Genomic DNA, 19489 nt, shown 5'->3' with positions numbered 1-19489 from the left:
CCTTCAACTAATAAAGCCTCTTCGTATAGCTTTCTTCAAGCCGTGTCTGAATCGATTCCACGCTTGTATTAGGGAGCTTCGCGTGTTCAAGTAAGATTTTTGCAGCAGATGGTACTAATTCTTTCTCAATCCAAGACTCCGGCTCCCATAATGCTGAACGTTTGAGTGCTTTCGCACAATGAATAAAACATTCTTCGACCTCTACCCCAATCGCTAATAAAGGGCTTTTTCCGTTGACTGCCATTTTCTCAAGTAATTCGTCATCCATTACTAATTTCGCTTTCCCATTAATCCTTAATGTCTCTCCTAAGCCCGGTATAAAAAAGAGCAGCCCGACACTAGGATTTGCTAAAATGTTTCGCATCGAATCAATCCTTTTGTTTCCAGGTCTTTCGGGAATTAACAAAAGCTTTTCACTCAAAACGTGAACAAAACCTGCCTCATCACCTCTAGGAGATACGTCACAGCCTGATTCATCAGAAGTTGATATTACCAAAAAGGGGATTTGGAAATAAACTCTAAACAATTGTGATCTAAATAGGAAATAACCTTTTTCTTCACGAGTTCACTCGGATAACCAACGACCTTTCGTAACTCTTCTTCTGTCTTAATTGTATGCCGAAACTGAATCTGTTCGTTCATCATTATTTTCACCTCTGCATTTTTAGACTCCCTTAAATATAACACTATTTTTCTAGCAAACTGCTTCATTCATTAGAAAACAAGACCAAATCACTTAAGATTTGGTCTTGTTTTCTAATAATAGTCAATGATTTAGTTGTTATTCCTTGACGCGCATCAGTCTCATACTATTTAAGGCTACTAATAGCGTTGCACCAATATCAGACAGAATCGCCATCCATAATGTTAACCAGTTCGGCACGACTAATAAGAGGGCGATCATCTTAATTGCAATGGCAAAGGTGATATTGGCCTTTATAATGTTCAACGCTTTACGACTTAGTTTTATCGCAAATGGAAGCTTTCTTAAATCATCTCCCATTAAAGCAACATCTGCTGTTTCTAGGGCTGTGTCGGTACCAGCTCCACCCATAGCTATTCCAACAGTCGAAGCTGCTAAGGCTGGTGCATCATTCACTCCATCTCCTACCATTGCCACTTTTCCATGTTTTGCTCTTAATTGTTTCATATAATTCAATTTATCCTCTGGCATTAACTCTGCTTGAACATTGGTTACACCTACTTCACGGCCAATGGCATGAGCTGTACTTTGATTATCTCCAGTTAGCATAATCGTTTCTTTTATTCCTGCACGATGTAACGTTTTGATCACTTCTTGACTGGACTCTCGAACTTCATCACGAACCGCAATAATAGCTAAGATTTCTATATCCGTTCCAACGAGCATCGCGGTCTTACCTTCGTTCTGTAAGGAAGCAGTCAGTTGTTCCACTTCTTCGGGTAAAGGGTAAAATTCATGGAACCAATTAGAACTTCCAATCATATAAGTAACGCCATTTATCTTACCTTTAATCCCTTTCCCTGTAATTGAAGTGAAGTCTTCCACATCTACTTTTGTATACTGAATATGTTCTGTCTCTGCCTTTTTCATAATGGCCGATGCAAGAGGGTGTTGGGAATGGTATTCTAATGCCGTAATGATTGACAATAATTTAGTTTCATTTGTATCAGGCGCAATCACTTTATAATCAGTAACCTCAGGCACCCCTTTTGTTAGCGTTCCTGTTTTATCAAACGCAATTGCTTTGAGCGAACCAATTGCTTCTAAGTGAATGCCTCCCTTTACAAGAATTCCTTTATTGGCAGCATTGCCAATAGCAGACACAATCGAAATAGGCGTCGAAATGACTAGCGCGCATGGACATCCAACTACTAATACTGCTAATCCTTGGTAAACCCAGGTTTCCCAATTTCCAGCAAAAAGGAGTGGCGGAATGATCGCAACGAGAGCTGCAATGACCATAATGATCGGGGTGTAATATTTCGCGAATCGATCGACAAAAGCTTGCGCAGGAGCTCGCTCCCCTTGCGCTTCTTCTACTAGATGAATAATCTTTGAAATCGTTGTATCTTCTACTAGTTTCGTGATTTTAATTTCTAATAATCCTTCTTCATTCAATGTTCCAGCAAAGACTTCATCATCAATGGTTTTCTCAACTGGTACGGATTCACCAGTAATCGCAGCTTGATTAACCGAAGAATGACCTCGAGTGACAACACCGTCCATGGCAATCTTTTGCCCCGGTTTGACGATCATAATATCGCCAAGCGCAATATCATCGACATGTATCATAATCTCTTGTCCATGACGTCTCACAAGTGCTTCTTTTGGTGCAATATTCATAAGAGAACGAATTGAATTTCGAGCGCGATCCATTGAAAATCGCTCAAGCTCTTCACTAATTGCAAAGAGAATGACGACTACAGCCACTTCAGCCCATTCACCGATAAGTGCTCCACCAATAACGGCAACTGTCATGAGTGTTCTCATGTCAAATTCAAGACGTACTAAGTTTTGAAATCCTACTTTAAACAGCTGGAATCCACCGACTAACATTGATGCTAGAAATAAGAGAACGGTAACGAGATTCTCTTCTCCATTTACAAAGAAAGACAAAAATCCGAAAACAAGAAAGGAGAAAGAATAAAGTACTGTACTATATTTCTTGAAAAAGGATGGCTTTTCTTCTTCAGCCCCTTCTCTACTAGTATGAGAAGATCGGTTCCTTTCTGATTCCGGTCTCACTTTTAACTGTTCAAATGCACCTGCTTTCTCTAAATCTTCAACGGAAGCATGGCCGTAAACAGAAAGCTTAGATGCTCCAAAATTTACTTTTGCATCAGTCACCCCAGGCAGCATCTTAACATTTCTTTCAAACTTCCCTGCACAATTCGCACAAGTAAACCCTTCAACACGATAGACATGTTGATCGCTTTTAGCAGCCACGGGTATCGACCTCCTTGCCATGGACGACTGCTGTAGTAACAAGCATTCGGACATGGTCATCATCAAGAGAATAAAAGACTAACTTCCCTTCTTTACGACTTTTGGCAATTCCTAAATTACGAAGATGCCGTAAGTGATGGGAAGTTGTTGCCATAGTTGCATCTATAATGTTTGCAACGTCACAGACACACAATTCATCTTCTTGTACTAGGGCATAAGCGATTTTCAATCTCGTTTCATCCGCTAGAGCTTTAAAGATATTCGCAACAGGAACAAGATTCTCTTCTTCGACTGTTGTACGAACACGATTGACCTTCTCTTCGTCATAACAAAATATTTCACATGTATCCGGCGATTGTTTAACTTTGTTTTTCATTTTTACACCTTCATTCAAATATTCATTTGATTATATTTTCATTCTAATCACCATTTGAATATAAGTCAATCAAATAATCAAATGAATATTAGAATGTTAACTAAAAAAGAAACTATACCGCTTAGTAACCAACGATACAGCTTCTTTCCGTTATTCTTTTCATTCACAATATTCATGTTGCTCATAAAGTGTTCTATTCTAGAGGTACCAAAGAATAGCTTTTTTTTACTTTTTTACAACTGAAACCGTCAAACCGTCCCCAATTGGTACTATTAATGAGTCTAATTGAGGATGGCTTGCTACCTTTTTATTAAACTCTTTCATAAATTCAGTATGGCGTCTTGTCTTACATTCTGGATCTGCTACACTACCACCTTGAAGAACATTATCTGTCACAATAAGCGCATTGGGCTCTGCGAGTTGAATACAATACTCTAAATAATGTTCATAATTTCCTTTATCCGCATCAATAAAAAAGAAATCAAATCGCTGATTGCTAGCGGCTAATTGTTCAAGACTATGTAACGCTTCTCCAGTCATATAAGTTACTTGATGACCAAATCCAGCTTTCTTGACATTTTCATATGCAAGCTCTGCATACTCCTCTTTTAATTCTAGAGAAGTTAATTTACCTTTTTCTCCAAATCCTCTTGCTAGGCAAATGCCACTGTAACCTCCAAGAGCACCGATTTCAAGCACACTTTTCGCTTTTGAGATGGAGATAAGCATTGTTAGAAGTTTGCCTGAAGACGGTGATACCGAGATAGAAGGCATGTCATGTGCTTCGATGGATGTAATAACCTCCTCTAAAAGAATGTCTTTCTTAGTAAACAATGAATCAATATATTCATTCATTTGTTTCATGGCTCTTAATCCCCTCTCCTTCTGTTTTTCTTTTGTACGCTTGTCGTTCTTCTTTTTTCTTTGATAAGAACTCCATTACTTCACTTTCTTGAATATCAAAAAGTTGGCTAAACTCATTGATTACCATATCAATCGCTTTTAATTCGCCGACGATCACTTGCTGAATCGATTGAAATTCTGGCTCATCCAACTGTTGCTTAAGAGTAGAACGTTTCCCATTTATGATAAACACTTACATCTACTGATGTTGTCTATACATCTCAAACATGATCTCTAACCTTTCTAAATAAGCATCGATATCACGTTCATAAAAAAAACGTTGTGAAATTTTCCTGAAATCCTCTTCAGCTGCTGTCCCACCAACCCAATGATGATTCGGCCAATTGACAGATTTACCTTGACTGATATGTTCAGCTAATAAATGAACTTTGTCATTGTTTTGCTGAACTCCTTTAACAGTACTTATATTCCCCTCATAGTCCGAAAACTTTTGTGCATTCTCTTTTTCAACCAGAAATTCTAGAAACATTTTTGCTTCCTCAGGATGGTCTGTATCAGCTGAAATAGCAAAACCACCATCAACTCCTCCAAGAACCTTATTCAATTCTGGGTCATTCGTTGCAGGAAAAGGGAAAATACCATAGTCAAACTCCGGATTGATCTTCTCAAGATTCGGAATCTCCCAAACACCAATCACGCTCATGACTCCTTCCCCCTGCATAAAGGCTTGATTAAGATCCTCCCCCTCCATATTAAAAGAACCTTCCTGAGCAAAACTTAAAAATTCGAGCATTTGATTCGAGATCTCAATCCACCTTTGGTCACCTCGCAAGCCTATTTCATTTTTGTTAACCGCCTCCCAATAATGATTGTCAAAAGTATTGGCAACAAGGGAAAGGTTAAAGACGCTCACTCTTTCCAAATCTTTGTTTGCCATTAAAAGAGGCTGCAAATCATTTGCTTCTAATTTCTTTAAAACGCTTATAAATTGATCCCACGTACTTGGAATTTCAATCTGCAACTGTTCAAACACATCTTTATTGTAAATCACTCCAACAGCATTTTGTGAGAGCGCCAACCCATACATCCTTCCATCAATCGCATAACGCTCTTGAATGGTTGGGTCAATCTCTGAAATGAAGTTCTCCTCTGATAAATCTAGTAGATAGCCTCTTGTTGCACGGATCATATAGTCTTGCTCAATTGGGTAGGTTATAAAAATATCAGGTACATCTCCACGTGCTATTCGCGTCTTTAATACTTCCATCCCTCCTGGAACATTGACTTGCTTCACATTAATATCAGGATGTTGTGTTTCAAAATCTTCAATTAACTGATCAAAAAAATCAACAACGTTTGTCTTTGTCTGGAAAAATTCAATTTCTTTTTTCTCTGAATCAATAACAACCTCTTGTTCCATTGTGCATGCAGTCAAAAATAAACAGGCAATCCCAAAAGTACAACGTAATAGATGCATTTTCATCATTTTGAGCCTCCTTATTTAAGAAACGTTACCTTGTTTTCTATATTGACTCGGAGTGACAGATACACGCTTTTTAAACACTTGGCTGAAATATCGTTGATCACTATAACCAACCATTTCAGCAATTTCATAAGTTTTTAAATCCGTTGTCTTTAACAGTACACACGCATGTTCAATTCGAAGATTTGTTAAATAATCAAGAAACGTAACACCTGTCTTTTGCTTAAATAACACACTAAAATGACTGACGCTGAACTCAACTAATCTTGCAACATTTTCAATGCCAATTTCCTTTGTGAAATTTTCTAGCAAATAGCTCTTAGCTGTATTAATGGCAACGTCAGGAGAGGCAATTGAATGATATTCATTTTTAATCTCCTCTTCGGTAACCCATTTCATTTTTAAAAAGGAGGCAGATTGATGCAATTTGCTTGTACGAAGATAAGATTCATAGAGGTTATCAATTCCAATGACTTTTTTTCCTACCGCTATTTTCATAAGTGTCGAAATCCTGTTTGTTACCTCTTGTATCTCACTCTGCACCTTTAATTGGATATCAATGTCTTCTTTAGATCCCACAAACACAAGTAGATAGTTTGATTGATCAACCTTATAAAAAAATACATCTAAGAACGTATCTACTATATCTTGATTCGCCCATTCCCTTATTTGTTGTTCATCAGTTAATGATAATTTATTGAATTCGACTTTTACAATTACGTAAACATAGTCATCTTTTAATGAACTCCCGAATGTTAAAGCTTCGAAAATCAAATTCTTCCGATAATCGTACTTCTTCTTCTTTTCGTCTTCATAGGTAATGATGACTCTTTCAAGGCACTTCTCTAATTCATCATGATCGATTGGCTTTAGAAGATAATCAAAAGCATTGTTCCGTAATCCTTCCTTTGCATATTGAAAATCATTGTATCCACTTAACAGAATAACTTTCGGTTGAGCTTGTAATTGTTGGATTTCTCTAAGCAAATCAAGCCCATTCATTTCAGGCATACAAATATCTGTAACAACAACCTCTGGTTTCATCTCCTTAATGAGTGAAAGGGCCTTTTGTCCATCATTTGCTGTACCTGCTACCTCACAATTAAGAGACTCCCAATCAATAATCTTCTCTAAACTTCTAAGAATAAGTGATTCATCATCAACTAGTACTACTTTATAAGTCATCTTGCTCCCCCTCACTGATCGGAAATGTTAGCTTAATCGTTGTTCCCTTGTTCTCTTCCGAACAGATCATCATTCCATAACGTTGTCCATAATAAATTTTCATCCGTTCTTGCACATTCATTACTCCACAACCAATGTTCTGACTATGTGTCTCACTCCCTTGATTGCAATGCTTAAACGTTTCTAGTACATTTTCTGGAATGCCTACACCATTATCTTCAACCAAGAAATAACCATCGCTTCCAGCTATACCACCACGAATCCTAATGATTCCATCTACTTGATTTCGTTTGAAAGCATGAATCAATATATTTTCGACTAACGGTTGTAAAACTAGCTTCAAGACATAGTAACTTTCTAATTGTTTGTCCACCTCTATTTCAAATGTAAATCGATCCTCAAAGCGGACTTTTTGAATTTCCATGTAACTAATGACATGGCGTACTTCATCTCTTACTGATACTTTATCAGCAGCGTTGATACTTATTCGAAGCAACTTTCCTAAATTTATCGTCATCTTACTAATATCGCGATTCCCACTTAATGCGGCCAAAGAATTGATCGACTCAAGCGTATTATATAAAAAATGAGGGTTGATTTGGTTTTGCAAAACTTTAAATTCAGCTTTTCTTTTTCTCTCTTGTTCTCCTTTAATTCGACTTAACAACGAGGATATTTCCTTAACCATACGGTTAAACCCCATCGCCAAATGATTTAACTCCCAAATAGGAAACGCTTTCATCCTAGTATCCAATTGCCCTTTTTCTATCTTTTTCATGTTATTTTCAAAATCTGTGATAAAATGGATAATTTTATTCAAAAATAACTGTTTGAAAGAAATAACAAACACCGTCACAAGAATAACTAAGATGATTGTAACTTGACGTATCACTTTTGTTTCATTCGTAATAAAGCTCCAAGGCTTAATCGACAAAAGAAAATATTGAGCTGGTTCATAGTCATTTAAGGTAATCGGAATAAAAGAAATGAGACTCTTTTCTTGATCCCAGTTGTCAATCAGTGTACCTGACTGATTCATTCCCATCCTACCCGGTAAATCAACTGTATCGCCAATCATTTGATGATTGAGGCTATATACAATCTCTCCACTTTGATTAACAATCATTTCCTGAGACCCTATTTGTTCAAGGCTTTTAAACACTTCATCAAACCGTTCTAGTTTCACTTCTAGAATAAGATAGCCTATATCACGAAGCGTATTGACATCCTTAATTGCACGCCCTTGCAAAATAATCGGATGCTCATCAATAAACTGACTGCTCTGATCTGTAGACAACCAAACTGGTCTTCCTTCTTCTGCTACTAAGTATTGATAATAGTCAGACTCAAGAAATTGTTGATACGTTGGGGGAATCGTTCGCTTAAAGCTATAAACTTGTTCTGTTGCATTATACAGTACTAAATTATCAATCTTTGACTGACCATAAAGTAACCCTGCGATTGCTTGACCTTGATTATAAAAATCAAGCATAGACTGTTCATCGTTGTACATTAAAAAATCTTGAACTTCCCTAGATGAAGCAATGTAATTAGATAGCGTATTGACTTCTGAAATCACCATATCCAAATTAAGATCAAGTGCATTCAACGTTTGTAACGTCTCTTCACCAACTTTGTTTTTTAACGTGGAAGAGGTTACATAGTACGAGACAAAACCTAAGATAAAAATAGGAAATAAAATAAAAAACAAAAAGGCCATTAAAATTTTCTTTTGAAATTTCATAGAGAGCTCCATCTTCTGAAATTAATATTAGAAAAATAGTATCATGAATAACGGTAATGATACATGGAATTAAGTGGAATACATCATATATTGAAGGGGATAGGGTTCCGTTTGAAAAAGGTACAATCTTTCCCCTATATTCTTTCATCCTATTTCAAATTGGTACGTTTTAATATGTGGTATTCTTCTGATTTTTGTTTAAATTCTTATTATCCAATTCAAAAAAAAGGTGCCAGTTTAGTCTTTGACGACAATTAAGCTGGCACCTTTTTTTCAATTAACAACTCGTACAATATTTCCGTTCAAATGAATAAGATAGTGCATCTTCAATTGTTGAAAAGCACATCTCAACTGTTTTCTTTCCTTTTGCTTCTTTCACTAAGCAAAAATGCTCGTCCATTTTCTCAATTACCATCGTCTCATTTACTTGATACATTTTAGAACCTCCTCTGTACACGCTTCCTATTAACTAATATTAAGTTTAACACTTCCTTATAATGAAAATCAATACTTATTAATAATAAATATTAATAAGTATTGATTTCTTTTTAATATCCTAACTAATTAACACAGTGAACGAACGCCTTGGTAGGATTTTTTATTACAATTAAGTTTTAGCAACAAAAAAGCGCACATACACAGCTGTATTGCGCCTAGATCATTTACCTTTTTTTCATTAGTTATTGAAATTCTCCTGAATGAAATTTCTCCACTAATAAATTTTGCACATACTGTCTACAGTCATCAGATAAGGTCGATCGATCAGGATGAATGATATCCCCATACGGGTTGCCACCTAGAAATTTCACTTCTCCTGAAAACTTTTTCTCTATTTTAGCATCGTATCCAGTGAATTTCACAAAGGTTGAACCATGTGCGGTTGTGCTAAAGTCAACAATACTTAACGTATGCTGGTGCTGTTGTTCCATTTGTATGCCTCCTAGATGAATTTATAGGTATATGTAAAAGGGTTATGGAGGGAAAGTCAAGAGCTTGACTTTCCCTCTGCGATCACCACCTTTTTTCTATTTTGATTATTTTTAAACAAAATAGAATCCCCTACAAACAAAAGCATTCCAATCAAAAGCAATAAACTACCCGATCCTAAATAAACAAACCGAACGCCAAAATATTGTACAAGTACACCACCTGCTAGTGGAGACAAGATCACAGTAAAGCTGATAACAGAGTTCGTGATAGCAGTGACTCTACCAATTTCTTGTTCCGTTGTTTCTGATTGTACAATGTACTGATTTGTAATTGTTAGCAGGCCTACTCCTAACCCAACAATAAAACCGAATAAAAGAGGAAAGAAAATATGAAATCCTTCCTTTAGTAATGCGACTCCTGCAAAACCTGCCCCGATGAAGAATAAGCTGATTCCAATCAACCATCCATAGTTCGTTAATTTTCTAAAGTGGTTTAATAACATGATCATGGTAAGGGCGCCTGCACCTGATGCTGCCATTAACCAACCTGGTAAATGAGGTAGATGCGGAGCAATCTCCCGAAACAAAACGGGGAACTGAATGTCGACCATTTGAATGGCTGTCACACCAATGAAAGTAGCCATTAAACTGTAATAAAGCGTTTTTTTCTGGAAAACGATGAGCCACCCTGTTTTCCACGTTCCCCAAAATCCTAATCTTATTTTATTTACCACGACAGGAGTAGAGGTTTTCTCATTGTCTTTTTTGTCTAACAAAACCTTAAACAATATGAAAGCGGATATCGTATAACAAATTGCATTTACTATCATACATAGCTTCGGTGAGAAAATGGTTAGTAGAGACGCACCAATCAATGGTCCGATCATTTTCGCTAATTGATTAACCGAACCGTTTAACGTCACAGCTTTCATAAGCAGCTTTTCTTTCACTACTCGTTTAATAAGTCCCTGTTGAGCAGGTAAATGTACAACACTGATCGTGGACCGAAGCGCGATGAGAACAAGTGCGATCCATGGACCTTTTGTAAATACGAGCAAAAATGTTAAGACTGCCGTTGCAACATCTGCTACCAGCATAACTTTCACTTTATGAAATCGATCTGTCAACATACTAGCAAACTGCCCTAAAAGGACTTGTGGTAACGCATAAGCAACAGGGATAAGCGCCAAAACAATCGGTTCTGTCTCCCATACATAACTAAACAATACAATGATTGCAACCATATCAAACCAATGACCGAACATCGACACTGTATAGGAAGCAAATAATTTCATGAAAATTGAATTTCGCCAAATGGACTCTTTTTGTTTGATTTCTTTACTCACATTCATTCACCCTTTATCATTCTTCAGTTGTTACATAAAAGAATAAAGGATCAATGTCAGAAGGATATCAGCGGGACGAAAAAGTTGCATAAATAGTTAAAATCGACTTGATCAATGAAAAACCTTCAATTAAAAGAACTCTCCTGGGCAATAAGGCCTAGAAGAGTTCTTCAACTGCATAAGACTAATTTGATCGATTAGCAAACAACCTCACAAATTTTGTCATGACTTTCTCCATCTCTGCTTGAATATCAGCAGTGATACTAGAAAGATGCTGTTCTTTAAATTCGGTATGATGTAAATAATTAACTGCAGCCATCGACACTTCTGTATTGACATTGATTTTACAAATGCCAAATTGAATCGACTCGGTGATGATTTCATTTGGCGTTCCTGAACCACCATGCAGAACAAGAGGAATGTTAACCTTTTCATTTATTTCTTTTAATAAAGGTATCTGAATATTCGGTTCCCCTTGATACATCCCGTGTACTGTTCCAATTGCTGCTGCTAAAAAATCCACTCCTGTTTCTTCAATGAATCTCACAGCTTCATCTGGATCTGTAAGTGTGCCATCTCCTTCCTCTTCATCCGAGTAAGAGCCTCTTGCAAGAGATCCTATTTCCGCTTCAATGGAAACTCCAGCCATATGCGCAATTTCTGCGATTTCTTTTGTATGGCGGATATTCTCCTCTAGCTCAAAGCGTGAGCCATCATACATGACAGAAGAGAAGCCACAGCGTATGGCACGAATAATCGATTGTTTTTCATAGGCATGATCTAGATGAAGAGCAATTGGCACTTTTGCTTTGGCTGCGATCGCATGCGCCAAAGCCGAAAACCCTTCAACATCTACGGTAGGAAAGTATCTCTCCCCTAAAGCTAAAATAACAGGCTGTTTCTCTTTCTCAGCAACTGCAACCGCAGCTTGAGCCGTTTCAAGGTTGAACACATTAAAAGCAGCAACAGCGTACTTCTTTTTCCTAGCTTCTACTAAAATCTCTTTTGTATTAACAATCATAAGTTTACTCCTTTTACTCTAGGTTCTCTTTTTGTAGAAATACATGTTAAAGTCCAGGTAGAATACCAGAGAATAAGCTTAAGATGTAAACCATTCCTAATGCGGATAATCCAGCAACAAAGCCACCAACTGTCCATGCTTTTAATGTTTGAGCAATTGTTAATTTACCAAATTTGTTCACAACCCAGAATCCGGAATCATTAGGAAGAGATAAACCAATTGCCCCTGCACAAATCGCTAGACCAAGAAGTACTGGTGCGACACCTAAATCAATCGCTAAAGGTCCTAAGATACTAGAGGTAGTGACTAAGGCAACTGTCGCGGAACCTAATGAAGCACGTAAAATTTGAGAGAAAATAAAGGCAAGAAGGAAAACCGGTATACTCCAGCTCTGCATCGTTGCAATTAAATGATCTCCTACACCACTTTGATTAATAACTGCACCAAAAGATCCCCAGCACCTGTAATTAAGATAATAATACCAGCTGAACTGATCGCTTCAGAATAAAGTGTTTGCTTAGGAGTAGAAATATAAGGAGTTAAAACAATGACACCAACAATAACACTTATAAATAACGCAACATTCTTATCTCCAATAAATCCGAAGAAAGCAGCTAATTGAGTATCAGGGAATAATAATTTTGAAAAAGTATTTAATAAAATCAACACAATTGGTAACGCTAACATTCCAAGCGAAAGAGAAGTACTAATTTGCTTTCTTGGCTTTTCAGCTTCACTCACCTGAGCTTCTTCGATTTCACCATTAGGTTGAATGCGTTTTCCAATGAACATGCCGTACAAATATCCACCGACAAGTGTCGCAGGAATTGCACAAATGATTCCATATAGAATAAAGAAACCTAAATCAGAATTCGTATTTTCAGCGACAATTAACGGCCCTGGCGTTGGAGCGATCATACTATGAGAAACAATTAATCCAACACCTAAAGCAGTTACAAATGAGATAACAGGTATCCCTGTCTTTTTCGTTAAACTTTTAATAAGCCCGCTCAAAATGACAAATGCGGCATCAAAGAATACCGGAATTGATACAGCCGTACCTGTCAAAGCTAAGCCCGCAGGTGACCGTTTAATTCCAAATACTTTTAAGACTGACTGAGCAATTCTTTCAACAGCACCAGAGGCAGCAAGAAACTGCCCGAAGATGACTCCTAATCCAATCAGAATCCCAACGCCTGTTAAGGTATTCCCAAATCCTGACGCAACAATTCCTGGAACTTCTGATAGAGGAATTCCAATTACAACCCCGGTTCCTAATGCAACCCCAATTAAAGCTAGGTAAGGTTCCAATTTCATTTTCAATATTAAGACAAACAATACGATTAAAGCGATTAAAAAGACTACTAATAACATATTTCCTGTTACCATTTGAATTCCCCCTAACGATCTTTATTGTTCAAGCTCTATCACAATTTCTTTCAATGTACTTGCTGTTCCCACATTTCCGGGAAAAATTATATACGGAATAGCCGGAAATGTACTTTCGCTGCCCGTTTTCCAAACTGGTACTCCTGGGGCAATTTGACCAGCTACTGTTGCTCTTTTGACTTGCAAGCCTTTCGTACCCACATCGCTAGAAGTGATTCCACCTTTGGCAATGATGTATTTAGGAGTGATTGCAAAATGACGAACAATGCTTGTGACAGCATCTGAAATCTCAACTGATAGTTTTAATTCCTCTTCTTTCATCCCTTCACCTAAATCAAGGCGCTCACGCTTTGTAAAAATAACGGTCGTCTCTCCTGCAGCAACTGAACTTTCCGCTTCTTTTTTCACTCGCTCTATTTCTTTACGGAATTGTTCCTTCTCTAACACTAGATGACAATCAAATTCAATTGCAGTAATTGAAGTAAGGGATTGAAGTTCTTGTAATTGTTCAGTCGTTTTTTGGACGTGCGATCCTACAATAATTAAACCACCATTCTCTACAGATTGCTCTATTAAGTCTGAACGCTTCAAAAGTGGCTTCGACGATATATTTCCAATCACTTTCGTCCATGTAGCTGCTGACCTGAACATAAAGCGCTTCCCTTTATTCATTGCTTTAATTAAGGCAATCGCAAAGATTCGGACATCTTCTTCTTCAATGGCATTTACGACAACTTTATTAAAATCAGTCACATCTATTAATTGCTTTGTTATTTCCTCCACTGCAAGACTTCGAATAGATTGCAACGAAATATACGTTACATCCTCAGCTTTAAACGCGCCCTCTGTCTTCTCTTCGATCCACTCACCTAAATGACTGGAAGCAAATCCGAATGTCCGGTCTTTGGCAAACTCTGTTTCACCAGCTGGGACAAGCTTTTGATCGTACTGAACATAATGGACATTCTCAATCGTAAGACGGCCCCTTCTTTGAAGAATGGCAAAAGAATTTCTCCATCAAGTTTCATTGAACTGTGTTCTTCAATCGTGTTCTTCATCACTTCTGTCTCAAGTGGATAATGCCCTCGTAGCGTTGAATCACCACGGCTGATGATCATATAAGATCTGCCTAACTTCTGAGCTATTCGCTCGACTCTTTCTGCAATATGTTCATGAGCGGTCTTAGTTTCTTTTTCCGTAAACGCTCTAGAATTCGTTAAAATAAAGAACATTTGATTTTCTTCTTTAAATCCTAGTTCAATCGTTTCTTCCTCCCAATCCGTATAAACTGAGACTCCATGAACCGTTTGTACTCCAGTTGGATCATCATCTAACACAATGATTTTATCAGTGAAAGTCGGTCTAACCTCATTCCATAATTTTGTAACTTCTTCTTCATTAACAGGAGAGTATTGGTGTTGAAGTTCTGTTAGTAGTCTGTTGCTCATGATTCATTCCCCTTTACTTCTGTATTTGCTAATTTCTCATAATACTGAATGAGTCCACCATGATCGTCTGCTGCTTTACCTTCGTTTATTAGATCCTCAAACATTTCAAGCACTTGACTTGAAAGGGGAAGCGGCGCACCTAGTGCATTAGCTGTTTCTTTTACATTCGTTAAGTCTTTTGCATTAATGTCTATCCGTCCACCAGCAACAAAGTTTCTTTCTAGTATTAATGGAACCTTCGCATCTAAAACAGAACTTCCAGCTAGTCCACTTCGAATTGCTTGATACATTTTCTCAATATCTATTCCTGCTTTTGAAGCTAATACAAGCGCTTCAGACATTGCTGCGATATTAACATTCACAATAATTTGATTCGCAAGCTTCGCGGTTGTGCCACAGCCATTTCCGCCGACTAATGTAATCTCTTGGCCCATCGCTTCGAGCACTGGTTTTACGCGTTGAAACACTTCTTGATCTCCACCAACCATGATTGCAAGTGTCCCATCAATTGCCTTTGGCTCTCCTCCACTTACCGGTGCATCTAACATACTAATTCCTTTTTCTTTTAAAATAGCAGCTAATTCTCTTGATGCATCTGGTGTAATAGAACTCATATCTATGACAGTCGTTTCTTCTTTTGCTCCATTAATGATTCCGTTTTCATTTATGATTACACTTTTTACATGTTCAGACTTTGGAAGCATTGTGATGATAACCTCACTCTGTTCCGCTACTTCCTTTGGTGATCCAGCTTCCATTGCCCCTGCCTTTACTAGTTGTTGAACAGCCTCTTCATTTATATCGTATACGGTTACATTAAACCCTTTGTTGATCAAATTGAGTGTCATTGGCTTTCCCATTATACCTAGACCAATAAATCCTATTTTCATTGTCTTACCTCCTAAAAATCTTAAAGCGTTTTCAATACAAATTGATTGTACACAAATATTTTAGTTTTGTATACACTTTTATCTATTTTTGTATACAAAACTATTTGGACCCTTCCAATTTTCAGGTAATACTCTTATACTTTATAGGAATGGACGTTTTTCTAGAAAGGAGGATGACTGTTACAGTTATCATCCACGTAACAGTTACAACATATTGAAGAAACATACATCCGCTTACTCAAAAGCTTATGAATACATTAGAGATCAAATCTTGAACGGTGAGCTCTCTCGAGGAACAAAGCTAGTTGAAGAAAAGCTTGCTTCCGAATTAGGAGTTAGTAGAACCCCTATTAGAGAAGCTATACGAAAGTTGGAACAAGAAGGACTGATACAAGAAAAGAGAGTGGCCAATCCTACCGAAACCGATCTACGCAATATCTTTCAAGTCCGTATTTTACTTGAAGGATTTGCTACACGAAATGCAGCCATGTATATGAATGATACGAACATAGAACGACTTCAAGAATGTGTGCAAATCGGACGAAACGGTACAAGTGAAGAAATTATGAAAGCGAATGAAGAATTCCATGGATTAATTGTTCAAGCGACCAATAATCCTGTCATGATTGATACAATTGATCGCATGCAGTCCATCATTTATTTATTCCGCAAAACCGTTGTCCTTTATAAAAGACCTTTTTTGATTGACGAACATGAAGAGATTTATCAGGCAATCCTTAACCATGACAGTGATCTCGCAGAAGAATTAATGAAAAAGCATTTGCAGGCTGACTTAGAATTCTGCTTGCATTATTTAAACCAATAACAAATGAGGGCGTCTCAAAAGGTCTTGTTTTGACCTTTTGAGACGCCCGTTAAATTGTTTTACTTCAAGCAGGTACCGTTAAATTGTGTTTCATCCTATCATCTTCAGTTCAACTTCTGCAAAAGTATTTGATAAAATCGTCATCATTTCCTCGATTTCTTTCTTGTTGATGATCAAAGGAGGAGCGATTACAAGCGTATCTTGACTATCAAAAACGACGGAACGTACGACGAGACCCCGCTTGGCAGCTTCTGTAACAATGATTGGGGCTAAAGCAGTTTGGTATCGTTCTTTTGAATTTTGATCCTTTACAATTTCAATTGCCCCCATAAGCCCAAGTGCTCTTACTTCGCCAATGATCGAGTGTTTACGTTGCAGTTCTTTAAAGCCTGCAAGCATTTCACCACCCATTTCCTTAGCACGAGTAATCAACTGCTCCTTTTCAATAATTTCAAGGTTCTTTAGCGCGACGCTACAAGCCATCGCATGACCGCTATACGTATAACCGTGTAAAAGAGTACCCGTTGAAAGTTCCTTGAACTCTTCATACATTTGATCCGACATCATCACCCCGCCTAACTGTGCATAGCCACTCGTCACCCCTTTAGCAAAGCACATCATATCTGGTACGACTCCATAGTGTTCAATTCCAAAATATGTTCCAGTACGCCCAAACCCTGTAATTACTTCATCTGTGATAAATAAAATGTCATACTGATCGCAGATAACGCGTACTTCTTTGAAATATTCTTCAGGTGCAATATGAACTCCACCAGCCCCTTGTACCGGCTCCGCTACAAAAGCCGCGATTTTTTCTGGACCTTCCTCTTCAATTTTGCGCCTTAATGCTTCGCTAGAAAAGTGATCTACATAATCAAAATCAGGAGCGATCGAATTTGTAAACTCACGGAACGGCTGCAACCCGGTCGCACTCGTTCCCCCCAACGCTACACCATGATAGGACTTCGTTCTTGTAATAATCTTTTGCTTATTTGGTTTCCCTTTTAAAATCCAATAATGCCTAGCTAATTTATAAGCGGTATCATTCGCCTCTGATCCACCAGATGTAAAGAAAGTGGCCGATAAGTTTCCTGGTGCCACTTCGGCAAGCTTTGCTGCCAACCGAATCGCAGGCTCATTGCTAAAAGTGGCAAAACAAGAACTATAAGCAAGCTTTGACATTTGCTCCTTCGCTACTTCCCCCATCTCTTCTCTTCCATGACCAATGTTCACATTCCATAAAGAGGACATTCCATCAATCACTCGATTCCCTTTTAAATCTTCTAAATAGACACCTTCTCCCTTTGTAAAAATAAAACTAGGACCAGCTTGTTGCTGTTGCTTTATTGGTGATGTCGGGTGGATAAAATGCTTCTTGTCTAGCTCCTCTAACTCTTTAATCCAATTATTCATGTTGATGACTCCCTTTCTCCTATACGTATTCACTCTTTCTAATGCAAAAGTAGTGCCAATGTTACCACATTCATTTTTCTTGATTTTCCGCTCATTTAATTAACAATTAAATTGTTTTACGACAAAATCGATTAAATCATTGATTATTCAGTTAATTTAATTAATAATTAAATCAATCTGTAAATAGAGGTGTTCTTTTATGGAAAAAGAGTTGAGATTGGAATTAGATACGATTATCAATACATCAAATAACAATATTACGATTACCGATGAAAATGGGATCATTCTCCGCTCCAACCGCGAGCATTGGAAAATGTATGACATCGAAGAAGGTTCATACATCGGAACTTCAATCTATGAGTTAGAAAAGAAAGGGATTCTCTCCCCCTCTATTAATGCTCTTGTGTTAAAAGAGAAAAAAGTAGTGCAAGTATTGCAACATACAAAATCTGGTCACGTCATCATGTCAACCGGTTATCCAGTGTTTAATAAAGAAGGGCAGTTAATTAGAGCAATCAGTTACAGTCAAGATCAGACGGAAATCTATCGGCTTCAAGAACAATATGAACAATTACAATCAAAAGTTGCTGGCTTTCAAGCTGAAGTCGAGGAATTACGTGGAAAAGAAGCAAGTCAGCACCCCATTCTTTTCAGAAGCAGTAAGATGAAACAAATCATAACAACGATTCAACGTGTCGCTAAATCAGACGCTACGATTTTATTTTTAGGTGCGTCTGGTGTTGGAAAAAGTACCCTTGCTCGTTATATTCATGATCGTAGTGAACGACACAAAGAACCTTTCATTGAGGTGAATTGTAGTACCATTCCAGAAACTTTATTTGAATCGGAGATGTTTGGCTACGAGCCCGGTTCATTTACAGGAGCACATAAGTCAGGAAGAAAAGGCTTAATTGAGCAAGCCGATCAAGGAACACTTTTTCTAGACGAAATTGGAGAACTTCCGTTATCCATTCAAGTGAAATTACTGAAAGTGTTACAGGAGAAAAAAATGACAAGAGTTGGAGGAAAAGTAGAACATCTCGTTAACTTCCGCTTAATTACTGCAACGAATCAACCGCTAAAAGAAATGGTCGATGAAGGGAAATTTCGCCTTGATTTGTATTACCGTCTAAATGTCATCCCTATTTCAATTCCTCCACTGCATGAAAGGCAAGATGACATCGTCATTCTTTTGCAACACTACTTACAAATAATGAATGAAAAGCACCACTCTACAAAAAAATTACACCCTTCAACTTATCATCAATTAGTTCAATATAAATGGCCAGGTAATGTACGCGAGATGGAAAATATTCTAGAGCGCCTCGTTTTAACAATTGAAGATCCGATCATTCGACCTGAGCACCTCCCTTTGGAGCTTCAAAGTAACATAAAAGAGACCGTTGAATCCTCCCATTATGAACAGGATATGGTAGAAAAAAAGAGTTTGAAGGAAGCAGTGGAAGAAGTCGAAATCCAAATGTTATCAAGAGCCAAAAAGCAATGCAAAACGACCTATGAAATGGCTGAGCTTTTACAAATCAGCCAACCAACTGTTATCTATAAATTAAAGAAGTATAAGAATCATTTACAATAACTTAGATACTAGAAAACTCGAAATACACTAACATTCAACTTGAGAGGAG

Annotated in this window: 14 protein-coding genes and 4 pseudogenes; 2 read left to right on the top strand and 16 right to left on the bottom strand. The window is 37.6% G+C overall.

The annotated features are described in order from the left end of the window. Positions 1–7: 7 nt before the first annotated feature. The 15 genes and pseudogenes from BkAM31D_RS07465 to garR all read right to left on the bottom strand — a co-directional run bounded on the left by BkAM31D_RS07465 (position 8) and on the right by garR (position 15604). Positions 8–645, bottom strand: a pseudogene (locus BkAM31D_RS07465) (pyridoxamine 5'-phosphate oxidase family protein). A 136-nt stretch (positions 646–781) separates the two neighbouring features. Then, positions 782–2929 carry a heavy metal translocating P-type ATPase gene (locus BkAM31D_RS07460; RefSeq protein WP_276565212.1) on the bottom strand — a complete coding sequence of 716 codons (2148 nt, stop codon included), beginning with the start codon at positions 2927–2929 and terminating at the stop codon, positions 782–784. Beyond that, positions 2919–3305 carry an ArsR/SmtB family transcription factor gene (locus BkAM31D_RS07455; protein ID WP_066152457.1) on the bottom strand — a complete coding sequence of 129 codons (387 nt, stop codon included), beginning with the start codon at positions 3303–3305 and terminating at the stop codon, positions 2919–2921. The genes BkAM31D_RS07460 and BkAM31D_RS07455 overlap by 11 nt, the downstream gene beginning before the upstream one ends. A gap of 225 nt (positions 3306–3530) precedes the next feature. Beyond that, entirely contained in the window at positions 3531–4169 is a 639-nt protein-coding gene (locus BkAM31D_RS07450; protein ID WP_066152459.1) for an O-methyltransferase, read from the bottom strand. Continuing rightward, positions 4153–4392 (bottom strand): annotated as a pseudogene (locus BkAM31D_RS07445) (hypothetical protein); the annotation flags it as partial. The pseudogene BkAM31D_RS07445 and the gene BkAM31D_RS07450, both read right to left, overlap by 17 nt. Positions 4393–4407: 15 nt before the next feature. Beyond that, on the bottom strand, positions 4408–5655 hold the full coding sequence (locus tag BkAM31D_RS07440; protein WP_066152464.1) for an ABC transporter substrate-binding protein: 1248 nt from the start codon (positions 5653–5655) through the stop codon (positions 4408–4410). A gap of 15 nt (positions 5656–5670) precedes the next feature. Then, positions 5671–6837, bottom strand: coding sequence for a response regulator transcription factor (locus BkAM31D_RS07435; RefSeq protein WP_066152468.1), 1167 nt, complete (start codon positions 6835–6837; stop codon positions 5671–5673). Further along, a complete protein-coding gene (locus BkAM31D_RS07430; protein WP_066152472.1) occupies positions 6827–8581 on the bottom strand; it encodes a cache domain-containing sensor histidine kinase in 1755 nt (584 codons plus the stop codon). Before BkAM31D_RS07430 ends, BkAM31D_RS07435 begins: the two co-directional genes overlap by 11 nt. 277 nt (positions 8582–8858) lie before the next feature. Next, positions 8859–9017 (bottom strand): hypothetical protein, encoded by a 159-nt coding sequence (locus tag BkAM31D_RS23495; protein ID WP_157076776.1) that lies wholly within the window; start codon positions 9015–9017, stop codon positions 8859–8861. Positions 9018–9261: 244 nt separating this feature from the next. Further along, positions 9262–9510 (bottom strand): hypothetical protein, encoded by a 249-nt coding sequence (locus BkAM31D_RS07425; RefSeq protein ID WP_066152477.1) that lies wholly within the window; start codon positions 9508–9510, stop codon positions 9262–9264. A gap of 56 nt (positions 9511–9566) precedes the next feature. Further along, the gene (locus tag BkAM31D_RS07420; RefSeq protein WP_066152480.1) at positions 9567–10856 is read right to left on the bottom strand and encodes an MFS transporter; all 1290 of its coding nucleotides are present in this window, start codon (positions 10854–10856) and stop codon (positions 9567–9569) included. A 184-nt stretch (positions 10857–11040) separates the two neighbouring features. Next, positions 11041–11877, bottom strand: coding sequence for a class II fructose-bisphosphate aldolase (locus BkAM31D_RS07415; protein WP_066152483.1), 837 nt, complete (start codon positions 11875–11877; stop codon positions 11041–11043). 46 nt (positions 11878–11923) lie between these two features. Further along, a pseudogene (locus BkAM31D_RS07410) lies at positions 11924–13194 on the bottom strand (GntP family permease). A 93-nt stretch (positions 13195–13287) separates the two neighbouring features. Further along, positions 13288–14714 (bottom strand): annotated as a pseudogene (locus BkAM31D_RS07405) (four-carbon acid sugar kinase family protein). Next, on the bottom strand, positions 14711–15604 hold the full coding sequence (gene garR / locus BkAM31D_RS07400) for a 2-hydroxy-3-oxopropionate reductase (RefSeq protein WP_066152492.1): 894 nt from the start codon (positions 15602–15604) through the stop codon (positions 14711–14713). Before garR ends, BkAM31D_RS07405 begins: the two are co-directional and overlap by 4 nt. A 211-nt stretch (positions 15605–15815) precedes the next feature. On the opposite strand from garR, the gene BkAM31D_RS07395 reads away from it, so the two are divergent. Then, positions 15816–16430 (top strand): GntR family transcriptional regulator, encoded by a 615-nt coding sequence (locus BkAM31D_RS07395; protein WP_066152683.1) that lies wholly within the window; start codon positions 15816–15818, stop codon positions 16428–16430. Between the two features lie 90 nt (positions 16431–16520). Here the strand turns inward: BkAM31D_RS07395 and BkAM31D_RS07390 are convergent, their stop codons facing one another. Continuing rightward, positions 16521–17843: an aminotransferase family protein gene (locus BkAM31D_RS07390; protein ID WP_066152495.1), complete on the bottom strand. Its 1323-nt coding sequence runs from the start codon at positions 17841–17843 to the stop codon at positions 16521–16523. A 199-nt stretch (positions 17844–18042) separates the two neighbouring features. Here BkAM31D_RS07390 and BkAM31D_RS07385 point away from each other — a divergent pair, with 199 nt between their 5' ends. Beyond that, on the top strand, positions 18043–19440 hold the full coding sequence (locus BkAM31D_RS07385; RefSeq protein ID WP_066152497.1) for a sigma-54 interaction domain-containing protein: 1398 nt from the start codon (positions 18043–18045) through the stop codon (positions 19438–19440). Positions 19441–19489 lie beyond the last annotated feature (49 nt).

Origin of the sequence: Halalkalibacter krulwichiae (genome assembly GCF_002109385.1) — a bacterium.
Classification (GTDB): domain Bacteria; phylum Bacillota; class Bacilli; order Bacillales; family Bacillaceae_D; genus Halalkalibacter; species Halalkalibacter krulwichiae.
The sequence above is the reverse complement of the archived record's forward strand: the minus strand, read 5'-3'. Positions and strand labels throughout refer to the sequence as shown.